This window comes from [Actinomadura] parvosata subsp. kistnae, from assembly GCF_900323885.1.
In the GTDB taxonomy this organism is placed as follows: Bacteria; Actinomycetota; Actinomycetes; order Streptosporangiales; family Streptosporangiaceae; genus Nonomuraea; species Nonomuraea composti.
Map to the genome: position 1 here is coordinate 1,567,544 of NZ_OOHJ01000022.1, position 17,339 is coordinate 1,584,882.

Here is a 17,339-nt window from a genome sequence, read left to right on the forward strand (position 1 = left end):
AGAACCGCGTCAGCCGGGCAGCCGGCCGTAGGCGCGCAGCGTTTTGAGGCGGGCGACGGTGAGGTGGCCGCCCCATTCGTGCTCCACGAGCGGCGTCCACATCAGCCAGTTGCCGCTCCATCCTCCGTCGGGCGACTGGGCGGCCTGCATCGCGTCGAGGCCGGCGTCCAGGACGTCCTGGGTGAACAGGGGCAGGCGGAGCGGCTGCGGCGCGAAGTCCAGGGGAAGTGCACGTGGCCGGAGGCCTTCAGGTCGAAGGTGACGGTGGCGAGGATGGCGTCGCGCAGCCGGGCGAACTCCGACTCCGCGCGCCCCCTGTCGGGCACCCAGTTGAGGAACGTGACCGCCGCGCGCGCCGCGTACGGCTGGAACTCCTTCGCCGCGTAGAGCTTGGACCAGCAGAAGTCGGTGGCGGCGTCGAGCCAGGGGTGGGTGACGGCGTGCTTGTGCAGCAGGCCGGCGACGGAGGCGGTGGGGACGAGGTTGCCGGGCGGGTCGTCCTCGGTTTCCCACCAGGGCGCGCGTACGGTGTCGCGCACCGAGGGCAGCACGAACGGCACGCCCCCGTCCCCCTTGGTGATGGAGGACAGGTACTTGCAGGCGGCGGGCACGAGCGGCGAGTCGAACGCGTCGAGCTCGTCCAGGATCCAGAACGCCACCTCGACCGGCTCCGGCTGGCTGCCGGGGCCGCGCAGGTCGGGTTCGAGGGCGTGGCCGAAGCCGCCGTCCTCGTTCTGGTAGCAGCGCAGCGCGTCGAGCACGCGGGCGCGGGAGCCGCCCCTGAACAGCGCCTCGAAGCGCAGCCTGTCGATGAGCCGTCCGTGGTGGTGCAGGTACTGCTCCGCACGGTCGAGTACGTCCATGACAGCGGTCCTTCCGATGAGGGGATGGCCGGGTTGTAGACCGCGAAGCTATCCCCTTGCCGGAGCCGTTCTCTTGTAACAATCGGACACCCTCAGGGCGCGGCCAGGGCCTCGGTGGGGGACATGCGGGCGGCGCGGACCGCCGGGTAGAAGCCGGCGACGCCGCCGATGACGAGCGTGGCGAGGACGCCGCCCGCCATGGCCCAGACGGGCACGATCGCCGGCCACGCCTGGAGGCTCGCGTACGCGGCGGTGACGCCGATGCCGAGCAGCACCCCGCCGACGCCGCCGATGGCGGACAGCAGCAGCGACTCGGCGAGGAACTGGACGCGGATCTGCCCGCGCGTGGCTCCCAGGGAGCGGCGCAGGCCGATCTCGGCGCGGCGCTCCAGGACGGAGATGACCATGGTGTTGGCCACGCCGACGCCGCCGACGAGCAGGGCGACGCCGCCGAGGCCGAGCAGGAGGGCGTTGAGGGTGGCGTCGGTGGCCTGTTTGGCGGCCAGGACGTCGGAGGGGCGGGAGACCTCGACCTCGTTGGGGTTCTCGGGGTTCGCGGTGGCGCCGAGGACGCCGCGTACCTCGACGACGTGTTCCTCCTGGGCGCGGGCGTAGATGGTGGTCGGGTAGCCGTCGAAGCCGAGCCGTTCCTGGGCGACCGGCCAGCCGACGAGGGCGGCCGTGTCGAGCTCGGGGGCGAGCGGGGCGGGGGCGAGCACGCCGACGACGGTGAACCACTGGCCGCCGAGCCAGACCCGCTGGTCGGGGCCGGCCTGGACGACGCCGAGCCGGTCGGCGGCCTTGGCGCCGAGCACGGTGGCGGGGAAGGCGTGGGTGGCCTCGTTCAGCCAGGTGCCGGCGGTGAGGGTGGCGCCGACGTCGTGGATCAGGTCGAGGCGGGCGGCGGTGACGGAGACGCTGCCGGTCTCGGCCTCGGGGACGTGGTCGTTGCGGTAGACGTGGGCCTGCGTGGTGCCGGTCGCGGTGACGGCGGTGACGGGCGCGATCTGGCCGATCATGCCTTCGGCCTCGGCGGGCAGGTGGGACGACTCGCCGAACAGGGTCTTGCCGGGCGAGACGGTGAGCAGGTTCGTGCCGAGGGCGGCGAGCTGCCGGTTGAGGTTCTCCTGACTGGAGGCGGAGATGCCGACGACGCCGAGCATGGCGGCGATGCCGATGGCGATGCCGAGCGCCGACAGGAAGACGCGCAGGGGCCGGGCGCGCAGGCCGGCGCCGCCGACCCTGACGACGTCGCGGGGCCGCAGGCGGGCGGGGGTGAGCACGGTTTCCGTACGGGTCATGCGCGGGCTCCGTCCAGGACGCGGCCGTCGAGCATCTCGACCTGGCGGGGCAGGGAGGCGGCGATGTCGCGGTCGTGGGTGATGACGACGACGGTGGTGCCGGCCGCGTTCAGCTCGCGCAGCAGCTCCATCACGCCGGCTCCGGAGCGGGAGTCGAGGTTGCCGGTGGGCTCGTCGGCCAGCAGCAGGGCGGGGTCGCCGGCGACGGCGCGGGCGATAGCGACGCGCTGCCGCTCGCCGCCGGACAGCTCGTGCGGGCGGTGGCCGACCCGATGCGCGAGCCCGACGCGGTCCAGCGCCTCGTACGCGCGCAGCCGCCGCTCGCGGAGGGAGGGGCCCGCGTACAGCAGCCCGTCGGCCACGTTGTCCAGGGCCGGCACGCCGGCGGCCAGGTGGAACTGCTGGAAGACGAAGCCGATGACGTTCGCGCGCAGGGCCGAGAGCTGCCGGTCGGTGAGGGCGCCCACGTCGTGCCCGGCGATGCGGACGGTGCCGGTGGTGGGGCGGTCGAGGGTGCCGAGCATGTTGAGCATGGTCGACTTGCCGGAGCCGGACGGGCCGACGATGCCGACGAGCTCGCCGGGCGCGATGCTCAGCGTGACCCCGCGCAGCGCGGCGACGTCGCCGTAGTGCTTGCTGACGTCGTGCAGCTCGGCGATGCACTGCCTGCCGACGTCGTGCGGCCCGGCGATGCACTGCCTGCCGACGTCGTACGGCTCGGCGGTCACTTGGGCACCGCCACGGTGGCGCCTTCGGGGACGCCCTCGACCTCGACCTTGCCGTCGGCGAACATGCCGACCTCGACGGCGGCGTAGCGGGTGGCGGCGCCCTCCACGACCTGCACGCCGTAGCCGCCCTCGGCCAGGGCGAGCAGCGCCCCGACGGGGACGGCCAGGACGTTCTCGCGCTGCTCGGAGACGATGGTGACGTCCACGGGGGCGGCGTCGTACGGCTGTTTCAGCCCGCCGACCGACACCTTCACCTCGACGGTGGTGGTGGTGTCGTTGCCGCTGGTGGTCTCGGTGGCGACCTTGCCCACGCTCTTCACCTTGCCGTTCACGGTGGCGCCGTCGGGCAGCTCGACGGTGGCCTTCATGCCCTTCCTGACGAGGTGCTCGTCGGCGACGTCGAGGTCGACGGTCACCTCGCGGGTGGTGCCGGTGGCGTCGAGGACGGGGCCGCTCGCGGTGTCGCCGAGCGGTTTGCGCAGCTCGGCGACGCGGATGCGGCCGTCGGCCACGACGACGTCGCCCGGTTGCACGGTGCCGGTGACGTCGAGTCCGAGGTCCTCCTGCCAGTCCTCGACCGCCTCCCGGGTGGCCCAGGTGAAGGTGTCGTCGACGTCGAAGCCGTCGTAGCCGAGCTTGTCGAGGTTGCGTTCGAGCAGCTCGACGTCCTTGCCCTCGACGCCGTCGCGCAGCTCGCGGTAGAGCGGCATGGTGCCGTATAGGAGGGGGCGGCGGTCGGCGTCCACGCTGTAGACGGCGTGTCCCCTGGTGATGGTGGAGCCTTCGGCGGGCAGCCAGGTGATGGTGCCCTGGGACTTGGCGGTGACGGTGAAGGTGTCGCCGTAGCCGAGGGTGCCGTCCACGGTCTTGGTGGCGGTGAGCGTGGTGCGGGTCACCTGGGCGGTGGCCGGTGGGGTGCGTCCGGCGGCGGCGGGCCGGCGCCGGCGCCGCCGAAGCCGGTCGCGGCGGCCGCGACGGCGGCGGCGAGCAACGCGGTGCCGGCCGTCCAGGCGAGGGCGCGCAAGGGCCGTCCGGTTCTCCCGGCCGTGGTCACTTCCCTCCTCCGATCTTGGGGAACGTGGCGCGGCACGCCTCGAACGCCTTGGTGAAGGCGGGGTCGTCGCGCTTGATGGAGCCGGCGGCGCCGCCGAAGCTGCCGTCGGGGGCGGGGTCGGGCATGTTGACGCCGTTGTCCCGCATGCACTTGGCGAACTCGCGGAGCTTGTCCAGGTCCTCCGGGGTCAGCTCGTCGCGGTCCTTGATGGGGGCCAGCTCGCGGCAGGCTTCGAGGGCGTCCTTGGTCTTGCCGTCGCCCTTCTTCGCGATGACGGACAGGCCGCCGCTGCCGTCGGGCGCCGGGTCCTCCATGGGGACGCCGTGGTCGCGCATGCACTGGGCGAACTTCCTGCCCCGCTCCTGGGGGTCCGCCGAAGCGGAGGCGGTGGCGGTGGCGGCGGGCGTCGCGCTCGTGCTGGTGGTCGTCACCGAGGCGACGCCGCCGCCACTCTGCTGGGCGCCGCAGCCCGCGGCCAGGCCGGAGAAAAGAGCAGCGAGGAGGGCCGCGGTGAGAACGGTTCTGGTCATGCTCCGAAGCTGCCGGGCGCCGTTCAGAGCGAGCTGGGAGTCACCTCGGAGCCAGGTAGGAGTACGCGGAACGTGGCGCCCTCGCCCGGCGCGGTGTCGAGCTCGACGCGCCCGCCGTGGGCGCGCACGATGGCGGCGACGATGGCCAGGCCGAGCCCGGCGCCGCCGTCGGCCCTGGACCTGCCCTGGCCGACCCGGTAGAGGCGGTCGAACAGGTGCGGCACGTGCTCGGGCGGCACGCCGGGCCCGGTGTCGGCGACCTCCAGCACGGCCAGGCCGCCGGCGCCGCCGACCCTGACGGTGACGGACGCCTCCGGCGGCGTGTGGGCGAGCGCGTTGCCGATGAGGTTGGCGGCGACCTGGCGCAGGCGGGCCTCGTCGCCGACGACCGTGACGGGGGCCAGGCCGCCGTCCAGCCCGGCCAGCCTGACCTGCCGCTCCGGTACGCGGACGCGGGCGTCGCGGATGGTGTCGGCGGCCACCTCCAGCAGGTCGACGGGGTGGCGGTCGAGCGGGCGTTCCTCGTCGAGCTGGGCGAGCGTGAGCAGGTCGTTCACCAGCACGCCCATCCGGGCGGCGGCGTCCTCGATGCGGCGCATGGCCTCGGCGGCGTCGCCGCCCCTGCGGTGCAGCTCGGCGAAGCCGCGCACGGAGGTGAGCGGGGTGCGCAGCTCGTGGGAGGCGTCGGCGAGGAAGCGGCGCATGCGGGCCTCGGAGTCGGTCCTGGCGGCGATCTCGGACTGGAGGCGGTCGAGCATGACGTTCATGGCGGCGGCCAGGCGGCCCGGCTCGGTGTGCGGGTCGTGGGCGGGGACGCGGCGGGCGAAGTCGCCTCGGGCGATGTGCCCGGCCGTGGCCTCCATCCTGGTCAGGGGGCGCAGGCCGAGGCGTACGACGGCGTCGGCGCCGAGCCCGAGCAGGAGCAGCACGGCCGCGCTGACGGCGGCGGCGATGGCGATGGCGGAGGTCTGGGTGGCCTCCAGCTCGGCGAGCGACTGGGCGAAGACCAGGATGTCGCCGTCGGGCAGCTCGGCGGCGCGGATCCGCCACGAGGGGCCGCTGGAGCCGGGCACGGTGACGTTGACGCCGACCTCGATCGGGCCGATGACGGGGTGCGGCTGGTCGTCGTAGGCGGAGCTGCTGGACTGGAGCGAGCCGTCGCGGTTGTAGACCATGATGCGCTGGGCGGCGGCGACCCGCTTGGCGAGCACGTCGTTCAGCGTGATCGGCACCCGGGTGAGCGCCTTGATGGACTTGACGGTGGCGACCTTGCCAAGCTGCTGGAGCTGGCCGTCCACGCGGTCCATGAGGTTGTCACGCAGCAGCGCGATGCCGATGACGTTGGACAGCACGAGGCCGAGCGCGGCCAGGCCGAGCACGGCCGTGACGAGGCGGGCGCGCAGGCTCCAGGCTCTCATCGCGGGGTCCGGAGGGTGTAGCCGACGCCGCGCACGGTGTGGATGAGCTGCGGCTCGTACGTGTCGATCTTCTTGCGCAGGTAGTAGACGTACGACTCGACGATGCTGGAGTCGCCGTCGAAGTCGTAGCGCCAGACGCTGTCGAGGATCTGCGCCTTGCTCACCACCCGGCCGGCGTTGGCGAGGAGGTATTCGAGGAGGTTGAACTCGGTGGGCGACAGGTCGATGCGCACGCCGGCCCGGCGTACCTCGTGGGCGTGCCGATCGAGCTCCAGGTCGGCGTAGCGCAGCACGCCGGTCTCCGGCTCGGGAGCGGTGCCGCTGCGGCTGCGGCGCAGGATGGCGCGGATGCGCAGCACGACCTCCTCCAGGCTGAACGGCTTGGCCACGTAGTCGTCGGCGCCGAGCGTCAGGCCCCGCACGCGGTCCTCGACGCGGTCGCGGGCGGTCAGGAACAGTACGGGGACGCGCTCGCCGAGCCGCCTGGCGACCTCGAACCCGTCGAAGTCCTCCAGCATCACGTCGAGCACGACGATGTCGGGCTTGAACTCGCGGGCGGCCGTGACCGCCTGCGCGCCCGTCTCCGCCGTCCTGACCTCGAAGGAGACCAGACGCAAGGTCTGGGAGAGCAGGGCGCGGATGTTCGGCTCGTCGTCCACGACGAGCACCCTGGCCGGTCGGTCCATGGTCCAAGGATTACCTGAGCCACTTCAAAGCGGGCTCAAAGCTTTTATTCAGTTGCCCGGCCGGTGATCCGCCGCCTAGCGTGACGGGCATGTCATGCATGTTCACCTGCCAGGTCTTCATCCGCATCCGCCACGGCCGGGCTCTGGCCCCGCTGGCGGACGCGTTGACGCACTGACCTGAGCTGAAGCGTCCGCAGGCGCGCCCAGGGCCCTTCGAGACCCGTCCATCTCGAAGACCCGGAAGGGCAGTGCTGTGGCGCAGAATTTCGCGCACGGAAACTATTCACACACCCAGAAGAAGGCCAGGAAAGGCAGCGGCGGCGGTCGCACGCCCACGGATCGGGCGCGGCGCGAGCTGTCGCAGAACTTCCTGGTCGACCGGCATGCCGTCGAGCTGATGATCAAGGCGGCCGCGCCGGAAGGGCTGGTGCTGGAGCCGGGCCCCGGCGAGGGCGCGCTGACTCTGGCGCTGGCCGAGGCGGGCGCGCGGGTGATCGGCTACGAGCTCGATCCGCGGCTGGCCGGGCGGCTGGCCTCGCGCACCCGCGGCGACTCCCGGATCGAGGTGGTCCGGGGCGACTTCACGGCGGCGCGGGCGCCGCGCGAGCCGTTCGCGGTCGTGGGGAACATCCCCTACTCCGTCACCTCGAAGATCGTCGACTGGTGCCTGCGGGCGCCGGGCCTGACCTCGGCGACGCTGCTCACCCAGCGGGAGTACGCCCGCAAGCGCAGCGGCGACTACGGCCGGTGGAGCCTGGTCACGGTGGAGTCGTGGCCGTGGTTCGACTGGCGGCTGGGCGACACGGTCGGCAGGGAGAGCTTCCGGCCGGTGCCGTCCGTCGACTCGGCGATCCTGCGCCTGGAGCGCAGGGCCGAGCCGCTGGTGCCCGGCCGCCGCTCCTACCAGGAGCTGGTGGAGCTGGGCTTCGGCGGGGTCGGCGGCTCGGTGCGGGCCTCGCTGAGGGCCCGCTACGACGGCGTGGACGCCGCGCTCGCGGCGGCCGGGGTGCCCCGCGACGCCGTCGTGGGCCACGTCCACCCCGACCAGTGGGTCACCTTGTGGCGGCGCCTATGCCGGTGACCTGACGGGAGAGCGACGCCTTCGGTGCCGGGGCCGCCGCGATGTGGCGGCCCCACGGCATCGCCAGCAGGAGGATCGGCAGCAGCACGATCGACGCCCGCGACCAGTACGAGTGCTGCAGCCACCAGCCGTTGACGTCGAACTGCGTCATGACGAGGTAGCCGTAGCCGGCCCACACGCAGCAGCCGATGATGGCCGGCCAGGCGAACCGGGTGGGCCGGGCGACCAGGAACGGCATGAACCACAGCAGGTACTGGGCGCCGAGCCGGGGCGTGACGACCATGAAGATGAGCAGGATGGCCGTGGTCATGTCGATCGGATCGGCCCGCCGCCACCAGAGGATGACGAGCACGACGCAGGCGTAGATGAGGTTGGTGCCGAACGAGGCCAGCTCGGGCCGCAGGTCCCAGCTGCCCTCGGTGAACCATGGGGTCCAGCCCCATTCGCCGACGATGGGCCGGATGTCGCGGATGGTGTCGATGACCGCCGGGAGCTGCTTGATCGACGTGCCCGCGAAGATCGGCAGCGTCACGAGGAAGAAGATCGGCACCAGGCCGGTGGTGAACAGGGCGGCGATGCGGGAGCGCAGGTTCGGCAGCAGCAGCAGGAAGCCGGGGATCAGCCAGATCGGCCAGCTCTTCGCGCACAGCGCCAGACCCATGAGCGCGCCCGCCAGCAGGCCGCGCTTAAGGTGCGCGCGGTCGTCGGGGCCGGGCAGCAGCGCCCGGTGCAGCATGCCGCCCCGGCCGATCACCCGGGGGACCGAGGCGCGCACGCCGTACGCGGCCACCCCCGCCCGCACCTTCGCCACCACGTCGGTGACCAGGCCCGGCCGCTCCGGGTCGCCGGGGCCCCGCGCCACCACGAACGCGGCCACGCCGAACACCAGCGCGACGGGCTCCACCTGGCCATGGACGGAGGCGATGAGCACCGCGAGCGGGTTGAGCGCGTACTGCAGGGCGCGCAGCGACGCCTTGGGGCCGCCGGCCAGCTTGGCGACCAGCGGGATGAGCGCGATGTCGGCGACCACGGTGACCAGGCGGCCGGCGTACTCCCACGGGATGCCCAGCCACAGCAGGATGCCGTACACGTACGGGATGGTCGGCAGGAAGTGCCAGCCGCCCTCACTGGCCAGCACCGGGTCCTGGCCGCGCAGCACGGCCTCGCCCGCCGGCTTGAAGCTCTCGACGAAGTCGACCGGCTGCCAGCTGTCGATCGCCGAGGTGTACATGATGAGCAGGCGCACGGCGACGCCGACGAGAATGGCGACGGCGAGCGGCGGGCGCCAGTCACGCCATTGAGCGACAACAGCGAACACGACACCGGCGACGAGGACGATCCCCGTGAGAACTGCGTAATCCATGGCGGCCTCTAGCCTGCCGTAACCGGAGGACTACTGCCACCTGCACGCGCTCGGCTTCCAATTCTTATCCCCGACATGCCGACACGTATCCCGATACGACATCACCGTCTGTGTTGAACTTTTTCCATGGGGGGATCGCAGGTCAACCAGGCACTGGTCAGGCTCTACTTCGAGATGAGAGATGGGCTGCGCGACCCGCTCGCGGCCTGGGCGAAACTCACAGGGAACTCTCAGCTCTACCAGCGCTCCCGGGGCGAGCGGCGGGTGCCGCTGGACGACGCCACGGCCGCCGAGCTGACGGCCGCGGCGATCGCGTACACGGCGGCCTGCCACGGGGCCGAGCACGTGGCGGCGCTGGCCACCTCGCCGCTGGCGCCGCTGGTCGGCGGGCTCGGCGGCGCGGTGCTGACCGAGCATCCGTGCGCGCCCGAGCAGGTGCTCGGGCCCCGCTTCTCGGGGCCGGGCCCCGACGACTGGGCGCGGGCGGCGCACGTGCTGCTGTGGGGGGAGAACAACCGCCTCGTACGCAGCGCGGACACGCCCTGGGTGATCGCCGGGCGGTACAAGGGGCAGAAGGTCGTCGCGATCGGCACGCACCCCACCCGGCTGTCGGACGAGACGCTGGTGGTCCGGCCGGGCACGGACGGCGCGCTGGCCATGGCCATGGGGCACGTGCTGCTCAAGGAGTTCTTCCTCGACCGGACGCCGTTCGCGGCGCACGCCATGGAGCGCACGGACCTGCCGTTCCTGGTGCGGCTGCGCGAGCGGGAGTCGGGGTTCGTGCCGGGCGGGCTGACCGGCGGCGCGTACGGGCGGCTCAGCCTGTACGGCGCCGAGGCCGTGGAGGTGCTGCTGCCGCGCTTCGACGACGGGCCCGGCATCCTGCGGCGCGGCGTGCCGGTGCTGCGCGACGGCGGCGAGCTGGTGACGACCGTGTTCGACCTGCTGCTGGCCGCCTACGGGGTGGCCAGGCCGGGGCTGCCGGGGGTGTGGCCGGGCGGGTACGAGGACCGGGCGCAGCCGTACACGCCGGCCTGGCAGGAGGCGTACACGGGGGTGGCGGCGTCGCGGGCGCTGAAGACGGCGCGGGAGCTGGGGGTGACGGCGGAGAAGACTGGCGGCCGGTGCGTGATCGTGCCGGGACGGCTGGAGACGCCGCACGCCGACACCGCCTACCGGGCGATGCTGGCGCTGCTGGTGCTGACCGGGTGCGGCGGCGGGTGGGCGCAGGCGGGGCACGACGGGGTGCCGCTGGTGCCGTACCTGTGCCTGCACGCGTGCGGCGAGGACCGCTCCGACGTGGGCGCGCTGAGCTGGGCGCTGGCGGAGGGCCTGTTCGCGCGCAGGTCGGCGCGCTCGGTGCTGCTGGAGGCGGTGGCCGCCGGCTGGCCGATGGCGCCGCCGCCGCGCGTGCTGGCGTTGCCCCGGCCGATCTACCCGCTGCCGCCCGGCGTGGACCTGCTCATCGGGCCCGACGAGCACTGCGACCTGTCGCCGCCCGACCCCGAGCTGGTCGCCGAGACGCTGGCCAAGCTGTCGGGCGCGACGGTGCCGGCCGAGCCCGCCGGCCCGGCCGGGGCCGGGCGGATGCGGCTGCTGGTGGACCACGCCTGGATGCACGAGTACGGCGAGGCGCTGCCCACCTACCGCCCGCCCGGCCTGGGCCTGCCGGTCAAGCCCACCCAGCTGGTCAGGTGAGCGCGTTCAGGTAGGCCCGGTGGCTCCGGGAGAACTCCTGCCCGTTGTACCGGTCCCAGTTGATCGACCACGCCATCAGGCCGCGCAGGCCCGGGTAGACCCCGCGGGGCCGGTACGTCCCGCAGTTGCTCCCCTTGGCCAGGCAGTCGAACGCCTTCTGCACCTCCGCGACGCTCGTGAACCCGTTGCCCGCGTTGACCGAGGCGGGCAGCCCGATCGCCACCTGGTCCTGGCGCAGCGGCGGGAACACGTTCGCCGGGTTGCCCATGATCGGGAAGCCCGACAGCAGCATGTCCGTCATGGCCACGTGGAAGTCGTGCCCGCCCATCGTGTGGTACTGGTCGTCGAGGCCCTTGATCGGGCCCGAGTTGTAGTCCTGCACGTGCAGGAGCGTCAGGTCGTCGCGCATCGCGTGGATGACCGGCAGGTAGGAGGCGCTCCTGTTGTCGGCGGCGCCGTTCGGGCCGGGGCCGTAGAACTGGTAGCCGAGCTGCACGAAGAACGTCTCCGGCGCCATGGTCAGCGTGAACTTCGCGCCGTAGCGGCTCTTGAGCGTCTTCAGCGCGGCGATGAGGTTGACGACGACCGGGGTGGTCGGGGCGGCGAGGTTCGTGTCGCCCGGGTTCAGGTACAGGGAGTGGCCCTCGAAGTCGATGTCCAGACCGTCGAGGCCGTACCTGTCGATGATCGCCGAGACGGACTCGACGAACTTGTCGCGGGCCGCCGCCGTGGTGAGCTGGACCTGGCCGTTCTGGCCGCCGATCGAGATCAGCACCTTCTTGCCCTGGGCCTGCTTGGCCCTGATGGCGGCGATGAAGTCCGCCTCGGGCTCGACGTTGGGGCACTCGGCGGCCGGGCACTGGCGGAACCTGATGTCGCCCGAGGTGACGGAGGTGGGCTCGCCGAAGGCGAGGTTGATCACGTCCCACTCGGCCGGCACCTCGCTCATCCGGATATATCCGGACCCGTTGGCGAACGAGGCGTGCAGGTACCCGACCAGCACCCGCTTCGGCAACCCGCCCCCGCTGCCGCCGCCGGTCATGGTGGTGCCGGTGGCCGGGGCGGAGTAGGCGGAGCAGTTGCCGGCGGCGTCGCACGCCCTGACCTTGAACGCGTAGGACGTCTTGGGGCTCAGGCCGGTGGCCGTGAACGACGTTCCGGTGGCCGCCACCGGGGTGCCGTTGTCCCTGGACACCTCATACCGCGTGACGCCGACGTTGTCGGTCGAAGCCGACCAGGTCACGTTCAGGCTGGAAGCCGTCGCGCCACCGACCACGACATTGCCCGGGACGCTCGGCGCCTGCGTGTCCGGGGTACCGCCCGGCCCATCCAGCACCACGTCATCGGCATAGTAGGCACCTTGGCCATACCAACCGTTGACGTAGATGGTGACCGAAGTGGTCGAAGCACCCGTGGTGAAGGAGGTCTTGAGCTGGCTCCACTGGGCTCCCGGTGATCCCCACGTGCTGGCGTTCACGCCCGTGCCGGTCGCGCCGAGGAAGACATAGTTGCCCTGCACCCAGGAGGAGAGCTGGTAGGTCGTGTTCGGCTGGACGGTCACCGACTGCTGGCAGCGGGCCAGGTCGTTGCCCTGCGGCGTGGCCTGGAGGGCGCGGGCTCCCCCGTGCACCGGGGACGACACCGCCTGGGCCGACGAGCAGGTCCAGCCGGTCAGGCCGTCCTCGAAGCCCGGATTTATCGTGATATTGGCGGCGAAGGCGGGGGCGGTGGTCAGCCCGAGGGCGAGCACCACCCCCGACACGACGCCGATCAGGCTCCTCATCCGGTGAACCCCTTGAAGATGTTCGTGAACTCGTAGCTCGACTGCGCGATCCCGCTGCACGTCGGCGACACCCGGCCGTCGGGGCAGCCGCCGTTGTCGCGGGCCGCGGACCAGAAGCCGACGAAGGCGATGTGGTTGGCGTTCGCCCAGGACAGCAGCTTGCGCGCGTCCGCCTGCGTCGTGGTCATGCCGGTGTCGTTCTTGCCGATCATGGGGGTGACGCCGAGCATGCGCCTGAGCTGCTGGTCGGTCTTGCCCGGCCAGACGCCCTTCATCTGGCCCAGCGTGGCCTGCGCGGCGGCGATCATGGCGTCGCCCCAGTTGCCGGTGTAGCCGAAGTTCATCAGCATCGGGTTGACCACCACGTTCAGGCCCTTGGCCGCCGCGTCCTGCAGGATCTGCAGGGAGAACGGGTCCACGCCGTAGTCCTGGCCCTGCACCCGCAGCGTGTAGCTGACGACGGTGCCGCGCTCGCTCTGGAGCTGCTTGAGCGCCGTGTTGACCTTGCCGATGTCGATGCTGGCCTCGACGTCCACGTCGAGGTGGTTGGTGCCGACCGTGTCCAGCACCTTCTTGTACGCGCCGGCCAGCGCGGCGGCGCTGCCGCACACGTGCTCCAGGTACGGCCCCATCGCCCCGCCGCTGGCCACGATCACCTGGCCGCCCTGCGCCTGGAGCGCCTTGACGTCGTTGACGATGCGCGCGTCACCGATGGGGATCGTGCCGCCCCAGGCGGGGTTGCAGCCGGAGCTGTCGCCGAGCGCGAAGGCCAGCGTGTAGTTCTTGACGCCGGTCGCGCTCGCGGCGGCGGCCAGGGACGGGGTGGGCATCGTGATGTCGATGTAGGGGGCGTACCTGATGTCGCCGGTCGGCGGGGTCGTGTCGTCGGTGGTGGTGCCGGTGGCCGGGGCGGAGTAGGCGGAGCAGTTGCCGGCGGCGTCGCAGGCCCTGACCTTGAACGCGTAGGACGTCTTGGGGCTCAGGCCGGTGGCCGTGAACGACGTCCCGGTGGCCGTCGTGGGGGTGCCGTTGTCCCTGGACACCTCATACCGCGTGACGCCGACGTTGTCGGTCGAAGCCGACCAGGTCACGTTCAGGCTGGAAGCGGTCGCACCGCCGACGGTCACGTTGCCCGGAACGGTCGGTGCTTGTGTGTCAGGAGTCCCGCCGGGGCCGTCGAGCACCACGTCGTCGGCGTAATAGGCACCCTGGCCATACCAGCCGTTGACATAGATCGTCACCGAGGTGGTCGAAGCACCCGTGGTGAAGGACGTCTTGAGCTGGCTCCACTGGGCGCCTGGCGATCCCCACGTGCTCGCGTTCACGCCCGTGCCCGTGGCACCTAGGAAGACATAAGCACCTTGGACCCAGGATGAGAGCTGGTAGGTCGTGTTCGGCTGGACGGTCACCGACTGCTGGCAGCGGGCCAGGTCGTTGCCCTGCGGCGTGGCCTGGAGGGCGCGGGCTCCCCCGTGCACCGGGGACGACACCGCCTGGGCCGACGAGCAGGTCCAGCCGGTCAGGCCGTCCTCGAAGCCCGGATTTATCGTGATATTGGCGGCGGAGGCGGGGGTGGCGTGGAAGGCGAGGAGGGCGGCGGCGAGCAGGGCCGCCGGTGCTCGGAGTCTCATGGGTCTCCTCACTGCGGCCCGCCCCCGGGGTACGAGGGGGCGGGCCGCTCAGCGGGTCAGAAGCCCGCGGTGATGCGGGTGAACTCCCAGTCGGGCTGCGCGATGCCGCTGCAGTTCGACACCACGCCGCCGCCGGGGCAGGGGCGGTCGCGGTTGACGGCCCAGTACGCGAGCCTGGTCAGGCCCTTCGACCTGGCCCAGTCGCGGATCTGCGTCCAGGTGCCGGTGGAGGTCATCTCCTGCTGGTCGGACAGGCCGTTCATGCCGGAGATGCCCATGTGCGCGTACGCCTGCGCGTCGGTCCAGCCGAACGCGTTCTTGAGCGCGTTCTTCAGGCCCTCGGAGGCGTTGACGGTGTCCTGGTAGATGTTGGAGCTGCCGAAGTCGAACGGCATGATCGTGTAGTTGTCGATCGGGACGCCGAGGGCCTTCGACTGGTTGATGAGCCGGACGCCGTGGCTGTTGGGGCCGCTGGTCGTGGTGCCGAAGGTGACGACGACCTTGACGTTCGGGTTGTTCTGCTTGACGATCTTGAGGCCGTTCAGGATGCGGTCCTGGACGGTGTAGTTCTCGAACTCGTCGGTGTTCTCGATGTCGAAGTCCACGACGGCGGGGCCGACGGCGTTGATGACCTGCTGCACCGCGTTCGCGAACGCCTGCGGGGTGGAGCAGTTGGGGCCGAGCTTGTTGCCCTGCCAGCCGCCGAAGGAGACCTGGACGCTGCCGCCCTTCGACTTGATCGTGTTGATGGCCTGCTGGTCGGCGCCGCCGGTCAGCGGCCGGTTGCCGTCCCAGGCGGGGGTGCAGCCGCCGCTGGACAGGATGAACGCCATGGTGAACGACTTCACGCCGGTCGCGTCCATGACGGTGCCGGGGTTGGGCGGGTTGCCCCAGCCCATGTAGAGGTAGGGCGCTCCGGCCATCTTCGTCGGGTTCTCCCCGCCTCCGCCGCCCGGCGAGGTGGTCGCGGTGACCGAGTTGCTGGTGCCGGACAGGTTCCCGGCGGCGTCGCGGGCGCGGACGGTGTAGGTGTAGCTGGTGCTCGCGGCGCGGCCGGTGTCGGTGTAGGACGTGCCGGTCACCGTCGTGACGAGGGTGCCGCCGCGGTAGACGTTGTAGCCGGTGACGCCGACGTTGTCGGTGGAGGCGTTCCAGGCCAGGGAGACGCTGCTGGAGGTGACGCCGGTCGAGCGGAGGTTGCCGGGCACCGACGGGGCCGTGGTGTCGTTGCCGCCGCCACCGCCGCCGCCCTGCTTCCACAGGGCGGGCACGTTCGGCGGCTCCCAGCCGGGCTGGGAGGTGTGCGCCTGGATGCAGGTGTAGTCGACGCCGTTGTAGGTGACGACGGCGCCGATGGCGTAGGACGTCCATGGCGCCCAGGCGGCGGCCATCTGCCGCACCGCCGCGTTCGCGGCGGGTGCGCTCGTGGCGAGCCCGGCGCCGGTCAGCGCGAGGGTGACGCCGGCCACCAGTGCGGTGAGTTTGCTACGAAATTTCATGGCATTCCCTGGAGGTGGGGCTTGACGGTCTTGGAGAACGACCAGTTGTTGCTCGCGTCCCAGTTGATGGACCACGTCATCGCGCCCCTGATGTCGGGGTAGGCGCGCGGCGGCACGAAGGTCCCGCAACCGGTGCGCTTGGCCAGGCAGTCGAGTGCCTGGTTGACGAGGGAGGGCGCGACGATGCCGCCGCCCGCCGCGCCCGGCCCCGCGGGCAGGCCCAGCGCCACCTGGTCGGGGCGCAGGCCGTTCTCGAGCTGGATGCAGGCCAGGGCGGTCATGAAGTTGACCGTCCCCTGCGTGTACGCCTGGGCCTGGTCGCAGCCGAGCATGGAGCCGGAGTTGTAGAACTGGGTGTGGACGACCGTGAGGATGTCCTTGATGGACAGGGCGAGCTTGAAGTACTCCATCCCGGTCGACTGCATGTCGATGGTCTGCGGGGCCATCGTGATGATCAGCCCGGAGCCGGCCTTGGCGCGCAGCGAGCGCAGCGCCTGCGCCATGTAGGTGGCGTTGAGGCCGTTCTCCAGGTCGATGTCCACGCCGTCGAAGCCGTAGCTCTGCATCAGCGCGTGCACGGAGTCGGCGAACCTGGTCGCCGCGGCGGCGCTGGCCACCTGCACGCGGCCCGCCTCGCCGCCGACGGACAGGATCACCTTCTTGCCGCGCTGGTGCAGGGCCTGGACGTCGGCCCTGAACTGGGCGTCGGTGTAGCCGCCGACCGCGCCGGCGAGCCCCGGGTCCACGGAGAAGACGACCTCTCCGGCGGTGGACGTGGCCTCGCCGAACGCGACGGCGACGAGGTCGTACTCGTCCGGCACGGCCGAGAGCTTGAGCTCGACGGCGGGGTTGACGAAGTTGTGCCAGTAGCCGGTGAGGAAGTGCCGGGGCAGCGTCCCGTCGCCGCCGGTGCAGCCCGTGGTGGTGGCGGTGGCGTCCTGGCCGGGCGACTCGCCCTGCGCGTTGTACGCCTTGACCGTGTAGGTGTGCGTCTGGCAGGCGGCGAGCCCGCCGATCGTCGCCGTGGTGGCCGTGGTGGTGGCCTTGACGGCGGTGCCTTCGTAGACGCGGTAGCCGGTCACCGTTCCGGTGGCGGCTCCCCAGGTGAGGGTGATGGAGCTGCCGGTCGTGGTGGAGCTGACGGCTCCGGGGGCGCCGGGCACGCCCGGGTTCGTGGTGCCGCCGCCGCAGGAGGCGCCGTTGAGCGTGCAGCCGGTGATGCCGGGGAAGTTGCCGGGGCTGCCGTTGAAGCCGAAGCTCGCGCTCGCGCCGGGCGCGAGGGGGGAGGCCCAGCTCGGGTTGGTGAAGGTGTAGTGCTGGCCGTTCCTGGTCATCACCGCGTCCCAGGCGGAGGGGATGGTGAAGCCGGCGGGCAGGTCGAACTGCACGTTCCAGGACGGGAGTGCGGTGGTGGTGCCGTTGGTGACGGTGACCTTGCCCTCGAAGCCGGAGCCCCAGTCCGACACCTTGACGAAGGTGGCGGTGGCTGCGGCGGCGTGTGCGGGGAGGGCCTGTGCGGGGAGGGCAGGGAGGCCGAGTGCGAGGGTCGCCAGGGTCAGGAGGATCGCGCGTAATCTCACGGGTTCTTCCTTCAGGGGGGTTGTGCGTGCCGTACGGCTTGCGCCGGGGGGTGAGAGCGCAAGCCGTACGGCACGGCCCGCGGAGGTGATGGCACGGGCCGTTGGGGGGTGTCGGCGCGAGTAA

15 protein-coding genes are annotated in these 17,339 nt (G+C 71.9%); 2 read left to right on the forward strand and 13 right to left on the reverse strand.

Annotated elements, in window-relative coordinates:
• Positions 1-101 precede the first annotated feature (101 nt).
• The 8 genes from KIS93_RS49815 to KIS93_RS49850 all read right to left on the reverse strand — a co-directional run bounded on the left by KIS93_RS49815 (position 102) and on the right by KIS93_RS49850 (position 6,580).
• On the reverse strand, positions 102-863 hold the full coding sequence (locus KIS93_RS49815; RefSeq protein WP_222107925.1) for a hypothetical protein: 762 nt from the start codon (positions 861-863) through the stop codon (positions 102-104).
• Positions 864-955: 92 nt separating this feature from the next.
• Positions 956-2,164, reverse strand: a complete 1,209-nt coding sequence (locus KIS93_RS49820; protein WP_080042268.1) for an ABC transporter permease — start codon at positions 2,162-2,164, stop codon at positions 956-958.
• Positions 2,161-2,823, reverse strand: coding sequence for an ABC transporter ATP-binding protein (locus KIS93_RS49825; protein WP_080047168.1), 663 nt, complete (start codon positions 2,821-2,823; stop codon positions 2,161-2,163). The genes KIS93_RS49820 and KIS93_RS49825 overlap by 4 nt, the downstream gene beginning before the upstream one ends.
• Positions 2,824-2,888: 65 nt before the next feature.
• On the reverse strand, positions 2,889-3,788 hold the full coding sequence (locus KIS93_RS49830) for a peptidoglycan-binding protein (RefSeq protein ID WP_186404875.1): 900 nt from the start codon (positions 3,786-3,788) through the stop codon (positions 2,889-2,891).
• The gene (locus KIS93_RS67985; RefSeq protein WP_186404876.1) at positions 3,785-3,946 is read right to left on the reverse strand and encodes a hypothetical protein; all 162 of its coding nucleotides are present in this window, start codon (positions 3,944-3,946) and stop codon (positions 3,785-3,787) included. Before KIS93_RS67985 ends, KIS93_RS49830 begins: the two co-directional genes overlap by 4 nt.
• Positions 3,943-4,476: a hypothetical protein gene (locus KIS93_RS49840; protein ID WP_080042270.1), complete on the reverse strand. Its 534-nt coding sequence runs from the start codon at positions 4,474-4,476 to the stop codon at positions 3,943-3,945. Before KIS93_RS49840 ends, KIS93_RS67985 begins: the two co-directional genes overlap by 4 nt.
• Positions 4,477-4,499: 23 nt before the next feature.
• Positions 4,500-5,894 (reverse strand): sensor histidine kinase, encoded by a 1,395-nt coding sequence (locus KIS93_RS49845; RefSeq protein WP_080042271.1) that lies wholly within the window; start codon positions 5,892-5,894, stop codon positions 4,500-4,502.
• Positions 5,891-6,580, reverse strand: coding sequence for a response regulator transcription factor (locus KIS93_RS49850; protein ID WP_080042272.1), 690 nt, complete (start codon positions 6,578-6,580; stop codon positions 5,891-5,893). The genes KIS93_RS49845 and KIS93_RS49850 overlap by 4 nt, the downstream gene beginning before the upstream one ends.
• A gap of 253 nt (positions 6,581-6,833) precedes the next feature.
• On the opposite strand from KIS93_RS49850, the gene erm reads away from it, so the two are divergent.
• Positions 6,834-7,661 carry an ErmE/ErmH/ErmO/ErmR family 23S rRNA (adenine(2058)-N(6))-methyltransferase gene (erm, locus tag KIS93_RS49855; RefSeq protein ID WP_080042273.1) on the forward strand — a complete coding sequence of 276 codons (828 nt, stop codon included), beginning with the start codon at positions 6,834-6,836 and terminating at the stop codon, positions 7,659-7,661.
• Here the strand turns inward: erm and KIS93_RS49860 are convergent.
• The gene (locus KIS93_RS49860; protein ID WP_080042274.1) at positions 7,633-9,024 is read right to left on the reverse strand and encodes a hypothetical protein; all 1,392 of its coding nucleotides are present in this window, start codon (positions 9,022-9,024) and stop codon (positions 7,633-7,635) included. The two genes, erm and KIS93_RS49860, sit on opposite strands and share 29 nt — an antisense overlap.
• Before the next feature lie 126 nt (positions 9,025-9,150).
• On the opposite strand from KIS93_RS49860, the gene KIS93_RS49865 reads away from it, so the two are divergent.
• Positions 9,151-10,722, forward strand: coding sequence for a molybdopterin-dependent oxidoreductase (locus KIS93_RS49865; protein ID WP_080042275.1), 1,572 nt, complete (start codon positions 9,151-9,153; stop codon positions 10,720-10,722).
• Here the strand turns inward: KIS93_RS49865 and KIS93_RS49870 are convergent.
• The 4 genes from KIS93_RS49870 to KIS93_RS49885 are packed head-to-tail and all read right to left on the reverse strand — an operon-like array spanning position 10,715 to position 17,215.
• Positions 10,715-12,505, reverse strand: a complete 1,791-nt coding sequence (locus KIS93_RS49870) for a chitinase (RefSeq protein ID WP_080042276.1) — start codon at positions 12,503-12,505, stop codon at positions 10,715-10,717. The genes KIS93_RS49865 and KIS93_RS49870 overlap by 8 nt on opposite strands.
• The gene (locus KIS93_RS49875) at positions 12,502-14,136 is read right to left on the reverse strand and encodes a carbohydrate binding domain-containing protein (protein WP_080042277.1); all 1,635 of its coding nucleotides are present in this window, start codon (positions 14,134-14,136) and stop codon (positions 12,502-12,504) included. The genes KIS93_RS49870 and KIS93_RS49875 overlap by 4 nt, the downstream gene beginning before the upstream one ends.
• A gap of 56 nt (positions 14,137-14,192) precedes the next feature.
• Positions 14,193-15,635, reverse strand: coding sequence for a carbohydrate-binding protein (locus KIS93_RS49880; protein WP_080042278.1), 1,443 nt, complete (start codon positions 15,633-15,635; stop codon positions 14,193-14,195).
• Positions 15,632-17,215: a chitinase gene (locus tag KIS93_RS49885; RefSeq protein WP_186404877.1), complete on the reverse strand. Its 1,584-nt coding sequence runs from the start codon at positions 17,213-17,215 to the stop codon at positions 15,632-15,634. The genes KIS93_RS49880 and KIS93_RS49885 overlap by 4 nt, the downstream gene beginning before the upstream one ends.
• Between the last annotated feature and the right edge of the window lie 124 nt (positions 17,216-17,339).

What these genes read in the sequence shown, in the direction of transcription:
- KIS93_RS49815 (WP_222107925.1), bottom strand. Translation starts at nt 863, where the DNA reads ATGGACGTACTCGACCGTGCGGAGCAGTACCTGCACCACCACGGACGG.
- KIS93_RS49865 (WP_080042275.1), top strand. Translation starts at nt 9,151, where the DNA reads ATGGGGGGATCGCAGGTCAACCAGGCACTGGTCAGGCTCTACTTCGAG.
- KIS93_RS49850 (WP_080042272.1), bottom strand. Translation starts at nt 6,580, where the DNA reads ATGGACCGACCGGCCAGGGTGCTCGTCGTGGACGACGAGCCGAACATC.
- KIS93_RS49870 (WP_080042276.1), bottom strand. Translation starts at nt 12,505, where the DNA reads ATGAGGAGCCTGATCGGCGTCGTGTCGGGGGTGGTGCTCGCCCTCGGG.
- KIS93_RS49875 (WP_080042277.1), bottom strand. Translation starts at nt 14,136, where the DNA reads ATGAGACTCCGAGCACCGGCGGCCCTGCTCGCCGCCGCCCTCCTCGCC.
- KIS93_RS49845 (WP_080042271.1), bottom strand. Translation starts at nt 5,894, where the DNA reads ATGAGAGCCTGGAGCCTGCGCGCCCGCCTCGTCACGGCCGTGCTCGGC.
- KIS93_RS49820 (WP_080042268.1), bottom strand. Translation starts at nt 2,164, where the DNA reads ATGACCCGTACGGAAACCGTGCTCACCCCCGCCCGCCTGCGGCCCCGC.
- KIS93_RS49840 (WP_080042270.1), bottom strand. Translation starts at nt 4,476, where the DNA reads ATGACCAGAACCGTTCTCACCGCGGCCCTCCTCGCTGCTCTTTTCTCC.
- KIS93_RS49880 (WP_080042278.1), bottom strand. Translation starts at nt 15,635, where the DNA reads ATGAAATTTCGTAGCAAACTCACCGCACTGGTGGCCGGCGTCACCCTC.
- KIS93_RS49860 (WP_080042274.1), bottom strand. Translation starts at nt 9,024, where the DNA reads ATGGATTACGCAGTTCTCACGGGGATCGTCCTCGTCGCCGGTGTCGTG.